The following is a 23,485-nucleotide window of genomic DNA, read 5'->3' on the forward strand; positions in this document are numbered from 1 at the left end:
GATCCCGCCCGCTCCACCCCGCTCGACCCTTCCATCGCCAAGTGACCGGCCGTTAACATCCGGAAGTTGCCGTCGACACCGCCACCGACAACTGTCGCCAACCGTTGTCGACAACTTCGGCACCGCGCGGCCCATCGGCGAGGAGGCGAGCAAGTGCCCGTACTGCGATCCCGGCTCGATCCGCGCTCCGACACCTACCGGGCCAACCGCGCCGCCCAACTCGCCGCCCTCGCCGCCCTGCACGAGCAACTCGACCTCGCGCGAGCCGGCGGCGGCGAGCGTTATGTCGAACGCCACCGGGCCCGTGGGCGGTTGACCGCCCGTCAGCGGATCGAACTGCTTGTCGACCGGGATGCGCCGTTCCTGGAACTGTCCTCGCTCGCCGCGTGGGGCACCGAATTCACCGTCGGCGCGGGACTCGTCACCGGCATCGGACCGGTGCACGGCGTCGAATGTGTCCTGATCGCCAACGACCCGACCGCGCGCGGCGGTTCGGTCAATCCCTACTCGCTGCGCAAGAATCTCCGCGCCCTGGAGATCGCCCGCCGCAACCGCCTGCCGGTGGTCAACCTGGTCGAGTCCGGCGGTGCCGATCTGCCCAGCCAGGCCGAGCTGTTCGTGCCCGGTGGCCGGGTCTTCCACGACCTGACCGAGCTGTCCGCGCTCGGCATCCCCACCATCGCGCTGGTGTTCGGCAACTCGACGGCGGGCGGTGCGTACGTGCCGGGCCTGTGCGACCACGCGGTGTTGGTGGCGGGCCAGGCCAAGGTGTTCCTCGGCGGCCCGCCGCTGGTTCGGATGGCCACCGGCGAGGAGGCGGACGACGAGGAACTCGGCGGCGCCGCGATGCACGCCCGCGTATCCGGCCTGGCCGACCACTACGCCGTGGACGAGTACGACTGCCTGCGGATCGGTCGGCGGATCGTGGCCGAGCTGAACTGGCGTAAGCACGGCCCGGGTCCGACCCACCCGGCCGACGAACCGCGTTACGACATCGACGAGCTGCTCGGCCTGGTCCCCACCGACCTGCGCATCCCGTTCGACCCGCGCGAGGTGCTCGCCCGGGTCGTGGACGGCTCCCGATTCGGCGAGTACAAGCCCGACTACGGAGCCGGTCTGATCACCGGATGGGCGTCGATCCACGGCTTCCCGATCGGCGTACTGGCCAACGCGCGTGGCGTCCTGTTCGGTGAAGAGGCGAAGAAGGCCGCCGAGTTCATCCAGTTGGCCAATCGTTCGGACACTCCGCTGCTCTTCCTGCAGAACACCACCGGCTACATGGTCGGCACGGCGTACGAGCAGGGCGGCATCGTCAAGGACGGCGCCAAGATGATCAACGCGGTGACCAACTCGACCGTCCCGCACCTCACTCTCAATATCGGCGCGTCGTTCGGCGCGGGCAACTACGGGATGTCGGGGCGCGCCTTCGACCCCCGGCTGCTGTTCGCGTGGCCGACCGCCAAGCTGGCCGTGATGGGCGCCGCGCAACTGGCCGGCGTGTTGTCCATCGTCGGCCGACAGGCCGCCGCCGCCCGTGGGATCACCTTCGACGAGGAGGTGGACGAACTGCGCCGGACCACGATCGAGGCGCAGATCGAGCGCGAGTCGCACGCGTTCTTCGTCACCGCCCGGCTCTACGACGACGGCGTGATCGACCCGCGCGACACCCGCACGGTGCTCGGGATCGCATTGTCCGCCGCACATTCGGCGCCGGTCGCGGGTACCACGGGATACGGGGTCTTCCGCATGTGACCCGGCCTCGGCAGGCCCCATCACGACATGCACACCGAGGGGATCGAATGCCGCTCATCCGCAGGTTGTTGATCGCCAACCGAGGCGAGATCGCGGTCCGGATCGCCCGCACGGCGCGGGAGATGGGGATCGACACCGTGGCCGTGTACGCCGATCCCGACGCGGATTCTCCGCACGTCGCGGCGGCCGACCAGGCCGTCCGGCTGCCGGGCGCCGCCGCTTCGGACACCTACCTGCGCGCCGACCTGCTGCTCGACGCGGCCCGCGCGACCGGCGCCGACGCGGTCCACCCGGGCTATGGATTCCTGTCCGAGAACGCCGAGTTCGCCCGCCGAACCAGCGCTGCCGGCCTGACCTTCGTGGGCCCCACGCCCGACACGATCGCCGCGATGGGCGACAAGCTCGCCGCCAAGGACCTGCTGGGCCGCGCCGGCGTGCCGGTGCTGCCGGGCGGGAGGGTCGAGTCGGGCGCCGGCGCGGCCGAACTCGCCGCCCGGATCGGCTTCCCACTGCTGGTCAAGGCCGCATTCGGGGGCGGCGGCCGAGGGATGCGCGCGGTGTACGAGGAGGCCGAACTCACCGAGGCGATCGCCGCCGCCCGTCGTGAGGCCGCCGCCGCGTTCGGCGACGACACGGTGTTCCTGGAGCGCCTGATCGACCGCCCCCGACATATCGAGGTACAGATCTTCGGCGACACCCACGGCACCGTGCTCGCCCTCTTCGAACGGGACTGCTCGATCCAACGCCGGCACCAGAAGCTGATCGAGGAATCACCGTCGCCGGCCGTAGGCCCGAGCCTGCGCGCCGAGTTGCGCGCGGCAGCGGTCACCGCCGGCCGAACGATCGGCTATCTCGGCGCCGGCACCGTGGAGTTCGTCCTGGACCGGGCCGGCGCCTTCCACCTCCTGGAGGTCAACACCCGTCTCCAGGTCGAGCACCCGGTCACCGAACTGACCACCGGCCTCGACCTGGTCCGCCTGCAACTCCAGGTCGCCCAGGGCCATCCGCTGCCCGCCGAGCCGATCAGCACCGCCGGCCATGCGATCGAGGCCCGGCTCTACGCCGAGGACCCGAGCCACGGCTACGCCCCCTCGGTCGGCACTCTCCACCGCTTCGAAGTCCCGGACTGCGGACCCGCATCCGCATCCGCATCCGGATCGAACGGCGTCCGGGTCGACGCCGGCGTGGCCACCGGGAGCCGGGTCGGCGCGCACTACGACGCCCTTCTCGCCAAGGTGATCGCCTACGCGCCCACCCGCGACGAGGCGTGCCGCAAGCTCGCCCACACGCTCGCCCGAGCCCACCTGCACGGCGTACGCACCAACCGTGACCTGCTCGTGGGCATCCTGCGCGCACCCGAGTTCGCCGCCGGCGACGCGGACACCGGTTTCCTGGACCGACACCCCGCCGCCGAACTGTCCGCCCCAGACCCGGCCGCGCTCCCCGTACACGCTGCTGCCGCGGCGCTGGCCGGCCAGGCCGAACGCCGGGCGACGGCCCGCGTGCTCAAGGGCATCCCGAGCGGCTGGCGCAACGTACGCGACACCGACCAGCAGGTGACCTACACGCACGACCCGGACGCCCGGACCACCGTCTCCTACCGCCTCCCGAACCACGTCGCGATCAACGGAAAGCCCCTCGCCGGCCTGGTAGTTCACGCCGCTCACGCCGACCGCGTGGACCTGACCACCGACGGCGTGCGGCGCACCGTCGCCGTGCACCGCGTCGGCGACACCGTCTACCTGGACAGCCCGCTCGGCGCGACCGTGCTCACCGAGCTGCCCCGCCTGCCCGAACCCCCGGATCCCGCACCGGAGTCCACCGGTGCACTCGTCGCCACGATGCCCGGCACGGTGGTTCGCGTCGCGGTGCTCGAAGGCGACCAGGTCGCGGCCGGACAACTTCTCCTGGCCATCGAGGCAATGAAGATGGAATACGAGATCACCGCGCCACATCCGGGAACGGTCACCCACCTGCCCATCGCCACCGGCGAAGCGGTGGACACCGAAACGGTGTTGGCGGTCGTCACCGTCACCACCACCGCCACCACCACCGCCACCACCGCCACCGACCCGGAGCCGGTCGAATGACCGAGCCGGAGACCCCCGCCAACCCCACCCCCACCCCCAACACCCCACAGCGCCCGGTCCGGATCGCCAACTGCTCCGGCTTCTACGGCGATCGGCTCGCCGCCGCCCGGGAAATGGTCGAGGACGGCCCGATCGACGTGCTCACCGGCGACTACCTGGCCGAACTCACCATGTCCATCCTGTGGAAGGCCCGCGCCAAGGACCCATCCGCAGGCTACGCCCGCACGTTCGTCACCCAGATGGAACAGGTGATGGGCACCTGCCTGGATCGCGGCATCCGGATCGTCGCCAACGCGGGTGGCCTCAACCCGGCCGGCCTCGCCGAACGCCTGCGCACGAGCGCGCAACGCCTGGGCCTGGCCCCGAGGATCGCCCACATCACCGGGGACGACGTCCTGACCAAGGTGGCGCACGGCCCCCAGACGGTGACCGCCAACGCCTACCTCGGCGCCTGGGGCATCACCGAAGCACTCGCCGCCGGCGCCGACATCGTGGTTTGCCCGCGCGTCACCGACGCCTCCCTCGTGGTCGGCCCCGCCGCGTGGTGGCACGGTTGGCGGCGCGCGGACCACGACCGCATCGCCGGCGCCATCGTCGCGGGCCATGTGATCGAGTGCGGCCCACAGGCCACCGGCGGCAACTACCCCTTCCTGGGCGAGCAGCCCCGACCACCCCGCCCGGGCCGCACCGCCGACTTCGCGCTGGACACGCGCCGTCCCGGCTTTCCGATCGCCGAGGTGGCCGCCGACGGCTCGGCGGTGATCACCAAACATCGGGGCACCGGCGGCCTGGTCTCGATCGGCACGGTCACCGCGCAACTCCTGTACGAGATCGGCGGACCCGCCTACGCCAACCCGGACGCGGTGGCCCGCTTCGACACCGTGCGCCTCACCGCCGCCGGGCCGGACCGGGTCCGGATCCACGGGGTGCGCGGGCTGCCGCCGCCCGCGACCCTCAAGGTCGGCGTCAACGAACTCGGCGGCTACCGCAACACCATGACGATGGTGCTCACCGGCCTGGACATCGAGACCAAGGCCGCACACGCGGAACACATGTTGTTCGCCGCGCTCGGCGGCCGGGACCGCTTCGCCGAGGTCGACGTACGGCTGCTGCGCTTCGACCGGCCCGACGCGCCGACCAACGAGCAGGCCACCGCGCACCTCCGGATCACCGTCAAGGACCCCGACCCGACCAAGGTCGGCCGGGCCTTCTCCGGCACGGTGGTCGAACTCGCGCTGGCCGGCTACCCGGGCTTCCACACCACCACCCCGCCGACCGCCGAGACCGCGTACGGCATCTTTCGCGCCGCGAGCATCCCGACCACCGAGGTCGAACACACCGTGGTGCTCCCGGACGGCCGATCCCGGCGGATCCCACCACCCGAACTCACCGCGCCACTACCGGAGTCGCCCGCGCAGCCCGGAATCCCCGGCAAACGGACCGGCAACAGGAGCGGCAACAGGAGCGGCAACCGGACCGGCACTCGAACCCGCCGCGTCCCCCTCGGTCTGGTCTGCGGCGCCCGCTCCGGCGACAAGGGTGGCGATGCCAACCTCGGCCTCTGGGCCCGGGACGACGCCGGATTCCGCTGGCTGCGCGGGCATCTGACGGTGGATCGGCTGCGCGAACTGCTCCCGGAGGCGAGCGACCTGCCGATCGAGCGGTACGTCCTGGACAACCTGCGCGCGGTCAACTTCGTCCTGGTCGGCCTGCTCGGCGACGGCGTCGCCGCCTCCACCCGCCCGGACCCGCAGGCGAAGGGCCTGGCCGAATACATCCGGTCCCGACACACCGACATCCCCACCACGCTGCTGGACGGGTGAGCCATGCGATTGGACGGGTGAGCATGCGATTCGCGGACGACTTCGAGGAGAACGACGAACACCGGGCCCTGCGCGCGGCGGTGGGGGCGATCACCGACGACTTCGGCCCCGCGTACTTCGCCGAACACAGCCGGGACCGCCGGCCCACCACCGAACTGTGGCGCGCGCTCGGGAAACACGGCTACATCGGGGTCAACCTGCCGGTGGAGTACGGCGGTGGTGGTGCCGGCCTGGTCGAGCTGACCATGGTCTGCGAGGAGGTCGCCGCGCACGGTTGCCCGCTGCTCCTGCTCCTGGTGTCCAGCGCGATCGCGGGCGAGGTGCTGACCCGGTTCGGCACCGCCGAGCAGCGCGAGACCTGGCTGCCGCGGCTTGCGGCCGGCACCGGGAAGATCGTGTTCGCGATCACCGAGCCCGACGCCGGTTCCAATACCCATCGGCTGGCCACCACGGCCACCCGGGACGGGGACCACTGGTTGTTGCGCGGCACCAAGCAGTTCATCTCCGGAGTCGACGAGGCGGACGCCGTCCTGGTGGTGGCCCGTACCGGCACCGATCCCGACTCCGGGCGCGGCCGGTTGTCGCTGTTCCTGGTCGACCCGGCCGACCCGCGCCTGACCGCGACCCCGCTGGCCATCGAAGGCGCGGCGCCCGAGCGGCAGTTCACGCTGCACTTCGACGACGTACCGGTACCCGCCGACCGGCTGATCGGCACCGAGGGCGACGGCCTGCGCCAGGTCTTCCACGGCCTGAACCCGGAACGGGTGACCGGAGCGGCACTGGGCGTGGGCATCGCCCGATACGCGCTGGCCCGGGCGGCCGAGTACGCCCGCACCCGCGAGGTGTGGGGCCGCCCGATCGGCACCCATCAGGGCATCGCCCACCCGCTCGCGCAGGCCGCCATCGAGGTCGAGCTGGCCGCGCTGATGACGTACAAGGCGGCCCGCCTGCACGACGCGGGCGCCGCCGCGGTCAAGGCCGCGGGGGAGGCGGCCAACATGGCCAAGTACGCCGCCGCCGAGGCGGCCATCCATGCCGTGGACGCCGCGATCCAGACCCACGGCGGCAACGGCATGAGCCGTGATTTCGGCCTGGTCCCGCTGTGGGGCATGGCCCGGACGTTGCGGATCGCGCCGGTCAGCCGGGAGATGATCCTCAATCACGTGGCGCGGCACACCCTGGGATTGCCGCGTTCGTATTGACGCCGGTCAGCCCGTGGAGGAGCCCGCGTACCGGTGTGCGACTTGTGAATGACGTCGCACGGGACCAGGGATCGACGCGGGAACGAGCGCGCGGGCACAAAATAGACACCCAGGCTGCTCCGCTCCCGGCGCGGCCGAGTGGGGCGCCGGTCACGGTCGGTGCCGGTGCCGCCGGGGTCGGGGCCGGCGGTCGGGTAGGGCTACGAAGGCAGTGGGAGCGTTGGATCAGGTGCTGGCGGGGCGTCCCTTCTGGGATGTGGACATCACGAGCGTGTGGTTCGTCATAGGCATGGCGGTGACCACCGCCGTCACGGCGTTCGCCACCGTCTGGTTCTGGAACCGCCCCACGCTCCAGCGCACCCGCCGGATCTGCACGCTGCTGTTCACGCAACTCATGGTGACCTTCACCATCCTGGCCGCGGTCAACGCGCAGATGTACTTCTACTCGACGCTGTCCGACCTGATGCACATCGCCGACGGGCCGTCCGTGCCGGATGTGTCCGTGTCCACGGTCAAGGTCAAGCACCTCGACCCCAGGCCCGACGTGCCGTTCTCCGACGACGACGGCAAGGGCCTGCCGTTCATGGTCACCAAGCCGCCGCTGACCGACCAGCCGCGCACTCCGCGCACCCGGCGGCACGGCGCGGATCCCAAGCACGGGGTGTTGGTCAACACGAGCATCCAGGGCCCTCGGACCGGCTACAAACTGGCCACCTTCGTCTACCTGCCCGCCGCCTACTTCACCGCGGAGAACTCGCGGGCCCGGTTTCCGGTGATCCAGCTCACCTCCGGGTTCCCCGGCACGCCGGACACCTGGCTGCGCCGGATGAAGGTGCACCAGATGTTGTCCGGCCTGATGGAGTCCGGCCGGATGCCGCCGACGATCGTGGTGATCGCGGCGCAGAACCCGATCGAGGGCCGGGACAGCGAGTGTGTGGACGCCCCGGGCGGGGCGCGCGCGGACACCTACCTGGGCCAGGACGTCCCGGACGCGATAATGGCCAACTTCCGTACCGCGCCCGCGCCGGCCAGCTGGGGGTTGCTCGGCTATTCGACCGGCGGCTTCTGCTCGGCGAATCTGGCGCTGCGCCACCCCGACCGCTACGGGGCGGCGGCCAGCCTGTCCGGCTACTTCAAGGCGATCACCGACATCACCACGGGCGATCTGTACCGGGGTGACGACGGGCTGCGGCGGGCCAACAGCCCGCTGTACACGATCGACAACGCGCGTCGGCCGCCGGTGCGGATGTACCTGTTCGCGGCCAAGGGTGAGGGCAAGACGGTGCGCGAGGCGCGCGAGTTCGCCCGCAAGTTTCGGCCGACGGACCTGGTGAAGGTGCAGATCGAGTCGTCCGGCGGGCACAACTTCGGTACCTGGGCCAAGGGGCTGCCGAACGCGTTCGAGTGGCTCGGCGGGCAACTGGCGCCGGCGCCGGTCGGCGAGCGGCCCGGCGGCGACGTACGCGGGCCGGCCTTCGCCGGCGGTCGGCCGCTGCACTGAGTGGGCGCCGGGGGCGGCGGCTTCAATACGGCCGGGTACGGTGCGAGACTTCTGCGGCGCCATCCGAACGGAAGCTCAGCAGCCCGCGCCCCAGGGCCCGAAGACACGCCCCAGGGCGCGGGATCGCCGCCCCGAGACGAGGATCGCCCATGCATCCCGGTGTCATCGCCGCCGCGCACCCCGATCGCCCCGCCGTGCTGATGGCCGGCTCCGGCCGGGTGGTCAGCTACGCCGAGTTGGACGCCGAGTCCAACCGTTTCGCCCACCTGCTGTACGCCGCCGGGCTGCGGCCCGGCGACCACGTGGCCATCGCGCTGGAGAACCATCCGCTCTACCTCGCGCTGACCTGGGCCGCGCAACGCTCCGGGCTGATCTACACGCCGGTCGGGACGCGGTTGCTCCCGGACGAGCTGGCGTACGTGGTGGACAACTGCGCGGCCCGGGTGTTCGTGTCGTCGGCGGCACTGGCCGACCTGGTGGGCGCGATCCGCTCGCGCGCGCCTCGGGTCGAGCGGTGGTTGACGCTGGACGGCGCGGTGCCCGGGTTCGAGCCGTACGAGGTGGCGGTCCGGCCATTTCCCAGTGTCCCGATCGCCCGGGAGATCGAGGGCGCGGACATGCTCTACTCGTCCGGCACCACCGGGCGGCCCAAGGGGGTGTTGCCTCGGCGCGAGGAGCATGCGCTGGGCAGCGGACCGGCGCTGACGCTGTTTCACCTGCTGGGCGCGCTGTACGGGATGAACACGTCGGGGGAGGGCGGCGACGTCTACCTGTGCCCGGCGCCGCTCTACCACGCGGCGCCGCTGCGCTACTGCATGCAGTTCCTGCGCGGCGGACACACCGTGGTGCTCCTGGAGCGGTTCGACGCCGAGGCGGCGCTCGCGGCGATCGAGCGGTATCGGGTGACGCACAGTCAGTGGGTGCCGACGATGTTCGTCCGGATGCTCAAGCTGCCGGCCGAGGTCCGGGCCCGCTACGACGTGTCCTCGCTGCGCTACGCGGTGCATGCGGCGGCGCCGTGTCCGCCGGAGGTCAAGGAACGCATGCTGGCCTGGTGGGGGCCGGTGTTGTACGAGTACTACGCGGGCACCGAGGGCAACGGCTACGTCGGCTGCACCCCCGAGGAATGGCGCGCGCATCCCGGCACGGTCGGCCGGCCGATCCTGGGCACGCCGCACATCTGCGACGACGCGGGCCGCGAACTGCCGGTGGGGGAGCACGGCATCGTCTACTTCGCCGACGGGCCGCAGTTCAGCTACCACGAGGACCCGGCCAAGACCGAGGCCGGCCGCGACCCCGGCGGCCGAGGCTGGACCACCCTGGGCGACATCGGCCGGCTGGACGCGGACGGCTACCTGTACCTGACGGACCGCCAGGCCCACATGATCATCAGCGGCGGCGTGAACATCTACCCGCAGGAGGTGGAAAACCTTCTGGCCCTGCACCCGGCGATCACCGACGTCGCGGTCTTCGGCGTACCCGACGAGGAACTCGGCGAACAGGTCAAGGCGGTCGTGCAACCGGCCGAAGCCGCGTGCCCGGGCCCGGAGTTGGCGGAGGCCCTGATCACGTACTGCCGATCCCGCCTGGCCCACTACAAATGCCCGCGCACAATCGACTTCCGCCCCGACCTCCCGCGCCACCCGACGGGGAAGCTGCACAAGCGGCTTTTGGTGGAGGAGTATCGCGCGGCGGCGGCGGCGGCAGCGGCAGCGGCAGCGGCGGGGCCGGCGGCGGGGCCGGGCTGAGCCCGAGGCCGAAGCCGAAGCCGAAGCCGAGCCCGAGCCCGAGCCCGAGGCTGAGCCAGGCGCCAAATGCCTTGTCCGTCACGGCGGTTGCCTTGGTATGGTCCCGCCGTGTTCACCCTTGCCGAACCTCCGCTCTTCGCCCGCCTTCGGGACGCCCGCTCGGTGTTGATCGCGGGGGCGGGTGGCGGCTTCGACGTGTTCGCCGGGCTGCCGCTGGGCATCGCGTTGACGGATCTGGGCAAGCGGGTGCACTTCGCCAATCTGTCCTTTGTGACGGTGGATCAGTTGCCGTCCCCGATCCGGCTGTTGCCGGGTCTGGCGGCGGTGGGGGCGAATACGCCGGGCCACGACGGCTACTTCCCGGAGCGGGCGCTGGCCGCCTGGCTGAGGCGAAACGGCTTCCCGGACACGGTGTACGCATTCGCGCGGAGCGGGGTGATGCCGTTGCGCGCGTCGTATCGGCGGTTGGTCAAGGACCTGGATATCGACGCGATCGTGCTGGTGGACGGCGGTACGGACATCCTGCTGCGCGGCGACGAGGAGTCGTTGGGCACGCCGGAAGAGGACATGACGAGCCTGGCGGCGGTGGCCGGGGTGGACGTGCCGACCCGGCTGGTGGTCTCGCTCGGGTTCGGGATCGACGCGTACCACGGGGTGTGCCACGTGCACGTGTTGGAGAATCTGGCCGCGCTCACCCGGGCCGGGCACTATCTCGGCGCGCTGTCCATCCCGCGTGAGTCGAGGGAGGGCAGGCTGTTCCTGGACGCGGTGGCGGAGGCGAATCGGGCCACGCCGCAGCGGCCGAGCATCGTGCAGGGGTCGGTGGCGGCGGCGCTGGACGGGCGCTTCGGCGACGCGCAGTTCACCGAACGAACGGGCAACGGCGAACTGTTCATCAACCCGCTGATGGGCCTGTACTTCGCCGTCGACCTGATCGGCCTGGCCGAGCACTCGCTGTACCTGGAGCGGTTGGAGGGCAGCCGAACGCGGTGGGACGTGGCGCAACGCATCCGCGACTTCCGCGACGAGACGGCGACGACGCGGCCATGGCGGGCAATCCCACACTGATCGACCCCCTGAGCCACGCCCACCCCACACCGCAGCCGGCGCGGCACGCCACCGCGCCGCGCTTCGCCGCGCCGCGCTTCGCCGCGCCTCGCCCCGCCGCGCCTCGCCGCGCCTCGCCCCGCCTCGCCCCGCCGCGCTTCGCCTCGCCGCGCCGCGCCTCGCCTCGCCCCGCTTCGCCTCGCTTCGCCGCGCCTCGCCTCGCCTCGCCCCGCCCCGCCCCGCCCCGCCTCGCCCCGCCTCGCCCCGCCCCGCTTCGCTTCGCCTCGCCCCGCCCCGCCTCGCCCCGCCGCGCTTCGCCTCGCCTCGCCCCGCCGCGCCGCGCCCCGCTTCGCCGCGCCGCGCCCCGCTTCGCCGCGCCGCGCCGCGCTTCGCCTCGCCGCGCCGCGCCGCGCCGCGCTTCGCCTCGCCTCGCCTCGCCCCGCCCCGCCCCGCCCCGCCCCGCTTCGCCGCGCCGCGCCGCGCCGCGCTTCGCCTCGCCGCGCCGCGCTTCGCCGCGCCGCGCTTCGCCGCGCCGCGCCGCGCCGCGCCGCGCCGCGCTTCGCCGCGCCGCGCCGCGCCGCGCCCCGCCGCGCCGCGCCGCGCCTCGCGCCGCTCCGCCTCGCCGCCCCGCGCCCCGCCGCCCCGCGCCCCGCCTCGCCCGCCTGGCTCCGCCGCGCTCCGCGCCTCGCGTCGTGTCGCCCCGATGGAGGGATGGGTCGTTCGTGGCGGTGGGTAGGACTTGGGCATGACGGTGAGTGTGGAGTCGGTGCGGGTTCGTGCGGCGTTTCGGGATGGGCTCGTGGAGGTCACCGGCGGCCGGGCGCCGGGGTTTGTGCAGGCGAACCTGGTTGTGGTGCCTCGTGATTGGGCCTATGACATGTTGTTGTTCGCGCAGCGCAATCCCCGGTCCTGCCCGCTCCTGGAGGTGCTGGACGTGGGCAGTCCGTACAGCGAACTGGCGCCGGGGGCCGACCTGCGTACCGATCTGCCGCGCTATCGGGTGTGGCGGGACGGGGAGTTGGTCGACGAGCCGACGGATGTTCGGGAGTTGTGGCGGGACGATCTGGTCACGTTCGTGATCGGGTGCAGCTTCACGTTCGACGCGGGGTTGGCCCGGGCCGGGATTCCGGTGCGGCATCAGGAGCTCGGGCGCAACGTGCCGATGTACGTGACGAATCGCCCCTGCCGGGCGGCGGGTCGGCTGGCCGGGCCGCTCGTGGTGTCGATGCGGCCGATCCCCGGGGAGTCGGTGGCGCGCGCGGTCACGGTGAGCGCGGCGCTGCCCGCGATGCACGGTGCGCCGGTACACGTGGGCGCGCCCGAGGCGCTGGGCATCGGCGAGTTGGGCCGGCCCGACTTCGGTGACCCGGTGCCGATCGAGGCGGGCGAGGTGCCGGTGTTCTGGGCGTGCGGGGTCACGCCACAGGCGGCGTTGGCGGCGTCGAAGGTGCCGTTCGCGATCACCCACGCGCCGGGGCACATGTTCGTCACCGACGCGCGGGTGGAGGACTATCTGCTCGGGTGAGGACGAGGGTGAGGGTGAGTGGCCGTCAGGTCTCGCGCAGCGGGCGGTAGTCGTCGGGGCTCAGGCCGAACGTCCAGGCGACGCCCTCGCGGGCGGTCTCGGTGTCGGGCGGTACGCGCAGCCAGTAGGTGCGGGTGCTGCCGTCGGGTTCGGGGGTCGAGTTGAGTACCTCGACCATCATGATCGGTTCGTCGTCGTCGAGTTCGATCTCCCACAACACGCCGGTCTCGTCCCGGTCCACCGGCTGGGCGCCCACGTCGCGCAGGTAGCGGTCGTAGCCGTAGATCTCCAGCATCACCCGGCGCAGTTCGGCGTTGTCCTCGTTGTGGATGGCCCGTACGGTCAGCCGGCTGCCGCCCGGGCCCAGGCCGCCGACGAAGTCGGCCGGTACGGGCATGCCGCGCCACGCGTGCAGCGCGAAGCCGTCGGCCCAGGTGAGCGCCGGGCCGTCGCCGTTGTGCAGCCGGGAGTGGTCGTCGCGGTGCATGGTGGTGGGGCGTTCGCTGACCAGGGCGACCCGCTCGTAGGGCCACCACCAGCCGATGTGCCGGGCCACCTCGCCGAGTTCGGCAAGCATCGGGAACTCGAACTCCGGGAAGCGCTCCCGGAGTCCGGCGAAGACCGCGAGCCAGGCCGCGTCGTGCTGGCCGCCGAGGGCACTGTGCGTGGTCGCGCGGACCTTGTCGGCGGTGTCTCGGCGGCCCTGCGCGGCGGGGGTGCGCACGGAGGGGTCCCACGCGCCGACGCCGGCGTGTACGGCCTCGCGGATCCGTTCGGTCAGCTCGCGGGTGGGCTCCCACAGGCGGGCGGCGCCCTCGGCCCACGCGAGGTCCCAGCCGGCCGTCCCGAGGGCGGCGGTGGCCTCGGCCTTGGCGGCGGCCCAGGGGCCGCTCCAGAGCCGTTCCTGGACGGGTCGGCCCGGTCGGCCCGGCACCTTCACGGACAGCCGGGTGGCGGCCAGTTCGGCGGGCTTGCAGGAGCCGGCGGCCACGGCGGCGGCGACCGCCGCCGCGAGGGGCGAGTCGTACCACACCACCCGCTCCGGCTCGACGAGCCCGGCGGCGCGATAGACCCCGCGGATCGCCGCCTCGGCAACGGCGCGATCGGCAGGCCCGGTTGCGGCTGCCACGTCGGCCCACGCGGTGGTCGCCTCGGCAACGGCCAGCCGCCCGGCAAGATCCAACGCGGTGGCGGGGGCGGGCGCGTGCTGGGGGGTCGGCCGCGTGCCGGCTGCGCGAGCCGCCTGGGCCTGACGCGCTGCCTCGGCGGCCCGGGCGTCCGCCGCCGCCCGGTCCCGGTGTGCTGCCCACGCGGCGGCGGCCGGGTTGGCGGGCGGTGTCGGCTCCGCCTCGGGACGGGCCACGAACTGCCTGCGTGGCAGCGCGATCCCGGGCAGTCTGCGGGGCGGCGGGGCCATCGTGTCTCCCGTTGCGTCTTGGTCGGTTCGGCATGTTGTACCCGCCCGCTCCACCCGTTGCGTTGCCTCTGGAGCGAACGCTGCGGTTCCACAGGCGTCCGGCCGGCCCGATCCGGCCCCGCAGCCCCCGGTCTCCCGGCCACGCCCGCCGCGCCGGGCGACGCGTATCCGACCGCCGACCGCCGGTTGCGTTTGCCGCGCCGGGTGGTGGGGCCGACTCGATGCGGACGAAGATCCGGGCTAGTCCGCCACCATCCGGACCGCGCCCGGGATGTATTCGCGTTGGCGGACCACGCGGTACCAGCCCTTGGGGAGGTCGATCGTGGCGTGTTCCTCGTGCACGATCCGGGTCGCCTCGGCCAGGTGCAGGTGGCCGATCAGCATCGGCTCCGGGGCCAGGTAGAGGGTGCCGTCCCCGACCACCGCGTGCGCATGCCCGGTGGCCTCGCCCAGCGCCAGCACCAACCGCCCCCGCGCGTCCCTCGGCTTGACCGGCAGCCCCGAAACCCCCGCCGGCACACTCCGCTCGGTCACCGGCTGCAACAGGATGTCGCCCTGACGAAACACGACGAACCTCCATCGTGGTAGGCAATATGACGGTGGCTCAGCCCCACCGCCGGACACGCTAACCACCCCGACCGACAGGACCACGCCCGCCCGCCGGGTTCACCCACATCGCCCCGCCGCCCCGACCGACCCGGCTCCGCCGACTCATCGTGTCCGCGCTTGCCGCCGCGCCCTTGATCGCGCCCACTGGGCCGATGGCGACCCAGGCGAGACCCAGGCGACCCGTCTTCCCGCCGTGCCCCACCACCTTGCCCGTGCTCGCCGCCGCGCCCGGCCGGGTCCGCCGCGTGCCCGATCGTGCCCACCGGGCCGACGGCGATCCGGGCCCGCACCCGGCCGTCCCGTTCGGCCGCGTCCAGCCGGCGCGCGGCCAACCCACCCATCGGCGCCGCCGCCCGCGCCCGACCCGCCCGCGCCCACCGGGCGGACCGCGGTCCCGGCAGCCCACCCCGCCACCACGCCACCACGCCCGACCAACGCCCCCCGCGGCCCGTCGCGCCCGCCCGTCGCGCCCGCTCCGCCCGCCCGCTCCGCCAGTCGCGCCCGCTCCGCCCGCCCGCTCAGTAGCCCGCCGGCCGCACCAAGCCCGTCTCGTACGCGTACACCGCCGCCTGGGTGCGGTCGCGCAGGCCCAGCTTGACCAGGATGCGGCCCACATGGGTTTTCACCGTCTGTTCGGCGACCACCAGGCGGCCGGCGATCTCCGCGTTGGACAGGCCCTGGGCGATCAGCGACAGGACTTCGGTTTCGCGTTCGGTCAGGTCGCCGATCCGGTCCTTCAGCGGGGCTCTCGGGGCGCCGGCCATCCGGGAGAACTCGGCGATCAGGCGTTTGGTGATGTTGGGCGCCAACAGGGCGTCGCCGGCCGCCACCACCCGGACCGCCTGGGCCAGTTCCTCGGCCGAGGCGTCCTTGAGCAAAAACCCACTGGCCCCCGCGCGGAGCGCCTCGTAGACGTATTCGTCCAGGTCGAAGGTGGTCAGGACGAGGACCTTGACGTCCGAGTCGGGCGGGGTGGTGATCCGCTGGGTCGCCTCGATACCGCCGAGGCGCGGCATCCGGATGTCCATCAGGACCACGTCCGGGGCGAGTTCGGCGACCTTGGCGAGCGCGTCGAGGCCGTCGACGGCCTGGCCGACCACCTCGATGTCGGGCTCCGCGTTCAGCAGCACGGTGAAGCCCTGCCGGACCATCATCTGGTCGTCGGCGATCAGCACACGGATGGTCACGAATCGTCCCCCAACGGAAGCCTTGCCACTACCTCGTACCCACCGCCGGGCACCAGCCCGTCGGCGAACTCGCCACCCAGCATGGCCACCCGCTCGCGCATCCCGAGCAGCCCGTGCCCGCCACCCGGCGCGGCCGGCCGCGGCTCGGCCCGCGTCGAGGCGTCGTTGGTGATCCGGATCGCCAACGCCGTCGCCTGATACCCCAGCTCGACCCGGATCGCCGCCCCCGGGGCGTGCCGAAGCACATTGCTGAGCGCCTCCTGCACGATCCGGAACGCGGACAGCTCGACCCCCGGCGGCAACGGCCGCCGCGCGCCGGTGATCCGTACGTCCACCGGCTGCCCCGCGCCGCGCACGTTGTCCACCAACTCGTCGAGCCGCTCCAACGTCGGCTGCGGAGCATGCCGCATCGCCTCGGACAGCTCGTCCTCCGAGCGCAACACCCCCAGCACACGGCGTAGTTCGGTGAGCGCGTCGACGGCGTTGGCCCGGATGCCGATCAGGTTCTCCTTGAGCGCCTCGGACGGGTTGTCCACCAGATGCGGGGCCACCTGCGCCTGGATCGAGATCACCGACATGTGGTGCGCGACCACGTCGTGCAACTCCCGGGCGATCCGGGTGCGTTCCTCGAGCAGCGTGCGCCGCGCCCGTTCCTCGGCGGTGAGTTCGGCCTGCACATCCAACTGGCTCCGGGCCACCCGCCGGCCGCGCAGCGACGCGCCGATCACGGTGGCCAGGGTGAGGATCAGCGCGGCCGGATACAGGTCGACGTTGTGCGCGGGGGATTCGACCGCCGTGCACGCCACGCCCGCCAGCACACTGATCACCAGCGCCTCGGCGGCCACCCGGGGGCGCACCCGCAGCGCCAGCAGGAGCAACACGATGGCGTGCAGCGGGATTCCGGCCCCGGTCCACGGATACATCTGCGCGCCGTGCGGCCTCGACAACAACGCGACCAGGACCATCGTGACGGTGGTCGCCCACCACCCGGGCAGCGGCCGGAACAACGTGACCACGAGCGCCACCGGCGGAATCACGCCCAGCACGAAGCCGTACGTCGGGCCGAGCCCGTACTGCCAGATGCTCTGGTTGATGTTGGCCACCCCGAGACCGAACGCGACCAGCGTGAGCAGCACCACGACCGTCGGCTGCCAGTCCCGCCACCCGCGCGGCAGCGGATCGGGCGGCGCCGTCCACAGATCGTTACGCAGCGTGCGTACGGGGGTGCCCAGTGCCGCCAGGAATCGGCTCCCGCGCCCCTTTCGCACCAGCACATGATCAACCCCGGGCACACGCCACCTCCGCCGTTCGGGCGGGCCGACCGATCGGACTACGGCCTCGCCCCCGGCGTAGAAACTATGCGGTCCGCCCCATAGGCGACATCCCGCCCCGGGCCCGGTGCCCGGCGTAGCTCCGAAGTACTACGGGTAGCACCTCACCGCCCAGGTGGCACCCCACCGCCCGGGTGGCACCCCACCGCCGAAGCGGCTCGCCGCCCGTCCGTCCGCCCGTGCGTCAGCTGCGTTCCTTGACCCCCGCCAACATGCCCTCGATGCGATCCGGCGGCCCCGGCCGGGAGAAGTACCAGCCCTGTCCCGCGTCGCAGCCGATCGCCCGCAGCCGTTCGGCCTGGACCGCCGTCTCGATGCCCTCGGCGGTCACCGTCAGTCCGATCGCGTGCGCGAGTTCGACCAGCGAGGCGACGATCCGCCCGTCCACCGGGTCCGAGTCGCCGGGTTGGCGCAGGCCCTCGACGAAGGAGCCGGCGATCTTCAGCTCGCACACCGGCAACCGGCGCAGATAGGCCAGGTTCGAATACCCGGTGCCGAAGTCGTCGATCGCGATCCGGATGCCCATCGCGGCCAGTTCGCGCAGCCGCTCCAGCGGACCACCGTCGGTGGACATGATCTGACTCTCGGTCAGCTCGAACTGCAGCCGGCCCGGGTCGAGTCCGGTCTCCGCCAGCACTCGTTCCACCTGCCGCACCAGGCCCGGTTCGCGGCACTGGCGCTCGGCCAGGTTGACGCTGATGAACGGGGCGCTGTCCGGCTCCAGGTCCTGCCAGCGGCGCGCCTCGCGGCAGGCCTGTTCCAGGACGTGCATCCCGAGCGGCACGATCAGCCCGGTCTCCTCGGCCAGTCCGATGAACCGGTCCGGCCCGACCAGCCCGTTGCGCGGATGCCGCCAGCGCACCAGCGCCTCGACGCCGAGCACGCCGCCGTCGGCGAGCGAGACCAGCGGTTGGTAGTCGACGTAGAACTCGCCGTGGTGCAACGCGGCCGGCATCTCGGCGGAGAGCGTGTAGCGGGCCACCTCGCGGTCGTTGCGGTCGGTGTCGAACACCGTCCAGCGCCCGCGCCCGTCCGACTTGGCCCAGTAGAGCGTTATGTCGGCGGCGCGCAGCGTGTCCGCCGGACTGGTCCCGGCCACCGGCCGCTCCACGATGCCGATGCTCGCGGTCACCGTCAGATCGTGACCACGGATCCGGAACGGCTCGCGCAGCGCGGCGAACACGCCGTCGGCGAGCGCGACCACCTGACCCGTACCGGTCGAGTGCTCGACCAGGATGACGAACTCGTCGCCGCCCATCCGCGCCATCAGATGCCCGGCCTGGCCCGCGTACCGGCTCAGCCGCCGGGCCACCGCGACCAGCAACTGGTCGCCCACGTCGTGCCCGAGGCTGTCGTTGACCACCTTGAACCCGTCCAGGTCCAGATAGCACAGGCCGACCCGATCACCCGGCCCCGGATGTTCGAACGCGGCGGTCAGCCGCTCCACGAACAACGCCCGATTCGGCAGCCCGGTCAGCTGGTCGTGCATCGCCTGATGGCGCAGCCGGGTGTGCAGGCGATGCCGGTCGGTGACGTCCTCGAGCATGCAGACCTGATATTCGGGGTTGCCCTTGGAGTCGCGGACCAGGGACAACGACAGATGTGTCCACAACGTCTCGCCGTCGGCGTTCTCGAACTGCTTCTCCAGCGCGAAGTGATCGCGCTCCCCGGTGACCAACTCGTCGTAGAGCTTCCACATGTGGTCGGTGTCGCCGTCGTGCATGAACTCGCGGACCTGCCGCTTGCACATCTCCTCGACACTGGCCGCGAACATCGTGGTCATCGCCTGGTTGACGTCGATCACGTTGCCGTCGACGTCGCCGATCCCGATGCCGATCGCGGCCTGATCGAAGACCGCCCGAAAGCGGGCCTCACTGGTGTGCAGCGCGTGTTCGGCGTTGTCCCGGGCGACCAGGACGGCGGCGTGGATGGCCTCCTGCTCGTCCAGCGTGCGTCGGCGCAGCGCCTCCGCGTAGCCCGCCGCGAGCGCGCCCGTCAGCGCGGAGATGCGCGCCAGGTAGGCGTCGGGATCCTCGCCCCGGGTGACCGCTTCGGCGCGCAGGATCGGCCACCACGGGCCGACCAGGCCCAGCGTGCGCTCCAGCGTCCCGCTGCCGGTGAAGTGTTGGGCGACCAGGGACGCGCCCACCTCGCGAGCGATCGCCGGGTCGAACGGCTCGGTGCACAGGGCCTGGGCGAGCCGCGCGGCCTGCTCACGCAGATACCGCTCGATCTCGGCCCCGCTCAACGGGACGAAACTGGTGCCCTCGATGGTGCGGGCCCAGTCGGCCGCGAACCGGCTCAGCGACGCCTTGAGTCCGTCGGTGCGCGCGTCGTCCGCGGTGCCGCTCACCCGGCACTCCCCACGGTGGTCCGGGCGCACATGCCGGCTTCCCGGCACGCCTGGACCCACGCTGCGCCCGGCGCCCACGATGGTCGATCCACCGCCCCACCTTTCCTCCTCGGGGGCGATCCGCCACCGCGCAATGTCGGTGCGGTCGCCTCTCGGACGAGCCGGCCACAATCCCCAGCGGCCGTGTGAACGAGCCACATCACCCGTTATCACCCGTTCGGACGAGCCGGTTGGTACGTCCGGTGCGTCCCGACGATCGCGTGATCATCGTTGACGGTATCCGCCGCGGCGCGGAAACGTCTTGCAGTTGGACACGGCGCGAGGAGCATCACTCCGGAGAGGGACAGGTGGTGCGCGCGGGTTCGTACCGAATTGTGGCGTACGCCCTCGCACTCCGGCGCGCGCAGGGCGCCCGCCGGGACGACTGACGGACCATCAGGTTGCCGCCCCCGGGCCACGGTACGCTCTACCGCCTGTCGTCGGCGAGGTGGGTCGCCGTCGCCGCGCGCGACGGGCGCTCCACCCGAGTGGGGGGTGTGGTCGCGGTGTTGGTGGAACTTGCGGTGGGCGATGCGTACGGTGCCGGTTTCGAGTACGCGGATCGACCGTTCGTCGCGCGAGGCAACACACTCGCGGGTTATGTGCAGCATCCTCGTCATCGTGACGTGCTGCCCGGCCGATATACCGACGACACGCAGATGAGTATCGCGGTCGCCGAATGGCTGCTCGGCGACGATCACGGAGTCCCGGCGCTCGCGGACCTGTTCGTGCGGGCGTACCGGCGTGATCCGCGCGCCGGATACGCGCGGGGATTTCGAGGCGTCCTGGCGGATGTCGCGGACGGAACGCAACTGATGGAGGTGTTGCGGCCGGAGAGCGACAAGAGCGGCGCGGCGATGCGGGCGGGCGTGCTCGGGCTGCTGCCGGAGGTCGCCGAGGTGCGCCGGATGGCCGCGACGCAGGCCCGGATCACCCACCGCACGCTCGGCGGGATGACCTCGGCCACCGCGGCGGCGCTCGCGGTGCACTACTGCCGGTACGCGCTGGGCCCGGTCGCCGAACTGCCCCGCTGGCTGGCGGCGACGCTGCCCGCGTCCACCGGCCCCGCCGTGTGGACCGAGCCGTGGCGCGGCAAGGTCGGCTCGCCCGGCATGGACAGCACCCGCGCGGCGATCACCGCGCTGACCGCGCACACCGGCACCGCCGCGCTGCTGAAGGCGTGCGTGGCGTACACCGGCGACGTGGACACGGTGGCCACCATCGCGCTCGCGGCGGCGAGTTGCTCGGCGGAGTACGCCCAGGACCTGCCCGCGGTGCTCGTGGCCGGGCTGGAGAACGGGCCGTACGGGCACGACCATCTCGCGGGTCTGGACGCGCGGTTGGCGACTCGGTTCGGCTGACGCGGCGGTCGAAACCGGCGGGTGCGCCGGAAAGCACGAGAGGCCCCCCGGTGGACCGGGGGGCCTCTCGCCTGCCTGGAGCCCCAATACGGAATCGAACCGTAGACCTTCTCCTTACCATGGAGACGCTCTACCGACTGAGCTATTGGGGCCTGCGCGGCGAAAACTTACCGGATCCACGTTCGGATCGCCAACTCGGTTCGGATCGGGGCCCCGACCCACTCTTCGAAGCTCTTCGAAGCTCTTCGAGGGATAACCCCCTCGCGGGCGGTGATCCCGGCGTGTATGTTGTTCTCAATCTAAGAAGATCTCATTCAGAGAACAACCGTCGAGTCGGTGTCGGGAACGTGAACCGACGGGGCTGCGTCGGACGTGCGGACAGTGGGACACCACCGCGACGGCGGACCACGGAGAGGAAGCGCACCATGGCCGACGCCGTCACGAGCGAACGCGACTGGCTCGCGTCCTACGACCCCAGAGCCTTCGACCCGATCGCGGTGACCGTCGACATCGTCGCGCTGACCATCCGTCAACTCGCGGTCCCGGCCGGGGCGAAGGCCGATCCGGACGGCGCCGGGGAGGAACCGGTCAAGGCGCTGCACGTACTGCTCGTGCGGCGCGGCGAGATGCCCTTCGCCGGCCGACTGGCGCTGCCCGGCGGCTTCGTCCGGCCCGTGGTCGAGGCGGACGGCACCCGGCGCGAGGAGGACCTCGACGAGGCCGCCGAGCGCGAACTGGCCGAGGAGACCGGCCTGGCCGCCGGCGCCCGGCTCGACCGGGTCCACCTCGAACAACTGGGCACCTACGGCACGCCCGGTCGCGACCCGCGGATGCGGATCGTCTCGGTCGCGCACCTGGCCTTCGCGCCCGACCTGCCCGACCCGACGGCCGGCGGCGACGCCGCCCACGCGCAGTGGGTGCCGGTCGCCGACATCGACCCGAGCACGCTGGCCTTCGACCACGCGCGCATCCTCGCCGACGGTCTGGAACGCGCCCGCGCCAGGCTCGAATACTCGCCACTGGCCACCGCGTTCGCCGGTGAGGAGTTCACCATCACCGAACTGCGCGAGGTCTACCAGGCGGTGTGGGGTCGGCCCATGCACGCCGGCAACTTCCACCGCAAGGTGCTGTCCGTGCCCGGCTTCGTCCGGGACACCGGCGCCACCACCGCGCGCGGCGGGGCTCGCGGCGGTCGCCGCGCCCGGCTCTACCGCGCGGGCCCCGCACGACTGCTGCACCCGGCGCTGCTGCGCCCGTCCCCGGAGGAGGACTCCCGATGACCAGGACGCCCGGCACCACCTCGACCACTCCCACCACCTTCGAAGCCGCGCTCGACCTGCTCACCGGCGTGCCGGACCCGCAGCGCGTCTTCGGGCCCTACGACGGCACGCCCGAGGCGTGCCTGCGGGCGGGCGGCCGCACCTACCGGCTGCTTGCCCGGCTGCTCCACCCGGACACCGTGCCCGCCGACCGACGCACCGAGGCCGCCGCCGCGTTCACCCGGCTCGGCGAGTTGTGGAACCGCTACCAGCAGGACATCACCGGGGTGACCGGCCGGCAGGTGGTGATCACCACCAAGCGGCACGTCTACTCGGTCGGCGAGGAGCGGGCGAGCGGCGACATCGCCACGCTGTACAAGGTCGGCTACCGGGCCGAGGACGACGGCGAGGCCCGCGCGCTGCTCAAGCTGCCGCGCTCGGCCGGCGACAACGATCTGATGGAGCGTGAGGCCACCGCCCTTGAGCGGATCGCGCGGGTGGGCGACCCCGAATACGCCGACTACGTACCGAGGTTGATCGAGACCTTCCGCCATCGCGACGCCAAGTCCGGCACCGAGCGGCGCGCCAACGTACTCGAACGGGTGCGCGGCTTCCGGTCGTTGACCGAGGTGTGCGAGGCGTATCCGGACGGCCTCGACGCGCGCGACGTGGCCTGGATGTGGCGCCGGCTGCTCGTGGCGATCGGCTACGCGCACCGCGCTGGCGTCGTGCACGGCGCGATCACCCCCGACCACGTGCTGATCCACCCGCGCGAGCACGGCCTGGTGCTGGTCGACTGGTGCTACTCGGTGCTGCTCGACGGCCCGATCGACGCCGACCGGCCCGAGGCCGTGCTGCGCGCCAAGGCGGTCGAGCACGTACCGGCGATGATCGACCGGCACGCGGCGCTGTATCCGCCGGAGATCCCCGCCAAGCAGCCGCCGGAGACCGCCGCCGACGTCTACATGGCCACCCGCTGCATCACCGGGCTGCTCGCCGCGGACGCGCCCAAGCCGCTGCTTCGCTTCGCGCGCGGCTGCTCGCTGCCCGCGCCCGCGCGCCGTCCACACGACGCGTGGAAGTTGCTCGGCGAACTCGACGAGCTGCTCGGCAAGCTCTACGGGCCGCGCCGCTTCCGGCAGTTCGCGATGCCGTCGCGGCGCGAGCCGAGGAGCGCGGGGGCGGACCGGACCGCAGCGACCGGCTGACCGGTCGATCTCATATTTCTTATTTCGGCGTAT

General features: G+C 72.4%; 16 protein-coding genes and 1 tRNA gene. 11 read left to right on the forward strand and 6 right to left on the reverse strand.

What is annotated here, in order from left to right; genetic code table 11:
• Positions 1-153: 153 nt before the first annotated feature.
• From ABIA38_RS20400 to ABIA38_RS20435, 8 genes are all read left to right on the forward strand, one after another.
• The gene (locus ABIA38_RS20400) at positions 154-1,752 is read left to right on the forward strand and encodes an acyl-CoA carboxylase subunit beta (protein WP_424640143.1); all 1,599 of its coding nucleotides are present in this window, start codon (positions 154-156) and stop codon (positions 1,750-1,752) included.
• 47 nt (positions 1,753-1,799) lie between these two features.
• Positions 1,800-3,842, forward strand: a complete 2,043-nt coding sequence (locus tag ABIA38_RS20405) for an acetyl/propionyl/methylcrotonyl-CoA carboxylase subunit alpha (protein WP_424640144.1) — start codon at positions 1,800-1,802, stop codon at positions 3,840-3,842.
• Positions 3,839-5,665, forward strand: a complete 1,827-nt coding sequence (locus ABIA38_RS20410; RefSeq protein WP_424640145.1) for an acyclic terpene utilization AtuA family protein — start codon at positions 3,839-3,841, stop codon at positions 5,663-5,665. The genes ABIA38_RS20405 and ABIA38_RS20410 overlap by 4 nt, the downstream gene beginning before the upstream one ends.
• A gap of 23 nt (positions 5,666-5,688) precedes the next feature.
• Positions 5,689-6,867, forward strand: a complete 1,179-nt coding sequence (locus tag ABIA38_RS20415) for an acyl-CoA dehydrogenase family protein (RefSeq protein WP_424640333.1) — start codon at positions 5,689-5,691, stop codon at positions 6,865-6,867.
• A 211-nt stretch (positions 6,868-7,078) separates the two neighbouring features.
• Positions 7,079-8,368 carry an alpha/beta hydrolase gene (locus ABIA38_RS20420; RefSeq protein WP_424640146.1) on the forward strand — a complete coding sequence of 430 codons (1,290 nt, stop codon included), beginning with the start codon at positions 7,079-7,081 and terminating at the stop codon, positions 8,366-8,368.
• Between the two features lie 149 nt (positions 8,369-8,517).
• Positions 8,518-10,116, forward strand: a complete 1,599-nt coding sequence (locus ABIA38_RS20425; protein ID WP_424640147.1) for an AMP-binding protein — start codon at positions 8,518-8,520, stop codon at positions 10,114-10,116.
• Between the two features lie 108 nt (positions 10,117-10,224).
• A complete protein-coding gene (locus ABIA38_RS20430; protein ID WP_424640148.1) occupies positions 10,225-11,184 on the forward strand; it encodes a DUF1152 domain-containing protein in 960 nt (319 codons plus the stop codon).
• Positions 11,185-11,908: 724 nt separating this feature from the next.
• Positions 11,909-12,688: a putative hydro-lyase gene (locus ABIA38_RS20435; RefSeq protein ID WP_424640149.1), complete on the forward strand. Its 780-nt coding sequence runs from the start codon at positions 11,909-11,911 to the stop codon at positions 12,686-12,688.
• A 25-nt stretch (positions 12,689-12,713) separates the two neighbouring features.
• Here ABIA38_RS20435 and ABIA38_RS20440 read toward each other — a convergent pair whose 3' ends face one another.
• From ABIA38_RS20440 to ABIA38_RS20460, 5 genes are all read right to left on the reverse strand, one after another.
• Entirely contained in the window at positions 12,714-14,105 is a 1,392-nt protein-coding gene (locus ABIA38_RS20440; RefSeq protein WP_424640150.1) for a DUF6745 domain-containing protein, read from the reverse strand.
• A 240-nt stretch (positions 14,106-14,345) separates the two neighbouring features.
• A complete protein-coding gene (locus ABIA38_RS20445; protein WP_424640151.1) occupies positions 14,346-14,672 on the reverse strand; it encodes a hypothetical protein in 327 nt (108 codons plus the stop codon).
• Positions 14,673-15,232: 560 nt separating this feature from the next.
• Positions 15,233-15,901 carry a response regulator gene (locus ABIA38_RS20450; RefSeq protein WP_424640152.1) on the reverse strand — a complete coding sequence of 223 codons (669 nt, stop codon included), beginning with the start codon at positions 15,899-15,901 and terminating at the stop codon, positions 15,233-15,235.
• A complete protein-coding gene (locus tag ABIA38_RS20455; RefSeq protein WP_424640153.1) occupies positions 15,898-17,169 on the reverse strand; it encodes a sensor histidine kinase in 1,272 nt (423 codons plus the stop codon). Before ABIA38_RS20455 ends, ABIA38_RS20450 begins: the two co-directional genes overlap by 4 nt.
• A gap of 247 nt (positions 17,170-17,416) precedes the next feature.
• Positions 17,417-19,585: a putative bifunctional diguanylate cyclase/phosphodiesterase gene (locus tag ABIA38_RS20460; RefSeq protein ID WP_424640154.1), complete on the reverse strand. Its 2,169-nt coding sequence runs from the start codon at positions 19,583-19,585 to the stop codon at positions 17,417-17,419.
• Between the two features lie 563 nt (positions 19,586-20,148).
• On the opposite strand from ABIA38_RS20460, the gene ABIA38_RS20465 reads away from it, so the two are divergent.
• Positions 20,149-20,985 (forward strand): ADP-ribosylglycohydrolase family protein, encoded by an 837-nt coding sequence (locus tag ABIA38_RS20465; RefSeq protein WP_424640334.1) that lies wholly within the window; start codon positions 20,149-20,151, stop codon positions 20,983-20,985.
• Between the two features lie 76 nt (positions 20,986-21,061).
• Here the strand turns inward: ABIA38_RS20465 and ABIA38_RS20470 are convergent.
• Positions 21,062-21,137, reverse strand: a tRNA-Thr gene (locus ABIA38_RS20470).
• 273 nt (positions 21,138-21,410) lie between these two features.
• Between ABIA38_RS20470 and ABIA38_RS20475 the strand changes: the two genes are divergently transcribed.
• Entirely contained in the window at positions 21,411-22,265 is an 855-nt protein-coding gene (locus ABIA38_RS20475; protein WP_424640155.1) for an NUDIX hydrolase, read from the forward strand.
• Positions 22,262-23,452, forward strand: a complete 1,191-nt coding sequence (locus tag ABIA38_RS20480) for a lipopolysaccharide kinase InaA family protein (RefSeq protein WP_424640156.1) — start codon at positions 22,262-22,264, stop codon at positions 23,450-23,452. The genes ABIA38_RS20475 and ABIA38_RS20480 overlap by 4 nt, the downstream gene beginning before the upstream one ends.
• Positions 23,453-23,485: the final 33 nt, after the last annotated feature.

Source organism: Embleya sp. AB8 (assembly GCF_049739465.1).
GTDB lineage: Bacteria > Actinomycetota > Actinomycetes > Streptomycetales > Streptomycetaceae > Embleya.

Bases quoted from the DNA above. Each gene is read 5' to 3' on its own strand.
- ABIA38_RS20440 (WP_424640150.1), bottom strand. From the start codon at position 14,105: ATGGCCCCGCCGCCCCGCAGACTGCCCGGGATCGCGCTGCCACGCAGG.
- ABIA38_RS20425 (WP_424640147.1), top strand. From the start codon at position 8,518: ATGCATCCCGGTGTCATCGCCGCCGCGCACCCCGATCGCCCCGCCGTG.
- ABIA38_RS20405 (WP_424640144.1), top strand. From the start codon at position 1,800: ATGCCGCTCATCCGCAGGTTGTTGATCGCCAACCGAGGCGAGATCGCG.
- ABIA38_RS20435 (WP_424640149.1), top strand. From the start codon at position 11,909: ATGACGGTGAGTGTGGAGTCGGTGCGGGTTCGTGCGGCGTTTCGGGAT.
- ABIA38_RS20410 (WP_424640145.1), top strand. From the start codon at position 3,839: ATGACCGAGCCGGAGACCCCCGCCAACCCCACCCCCACCCCCAACACC.
- ABIA38_RS20480 (WP_424640156.1), top strand. From the start codon at position 22,262: ATGACCAGGACGCCCGGCACCACCTCGACCACTCCCACCACCTTCGAA.
- ABIA38_RS20415 (WP_424640333.1), top strand. From the start codon at position 5,689: ATGCGATTCGCGGACGACTTCGAGGAGAACGACGAACACCGGGCCCTG.
- ABIA38_RS20475 (WP_424640155.1), top strand. From the start codon at position 21,411: ATGGCCGACGCCGTCACGAGCGAACGCGACTGGCTCGCGTCCTACGAC.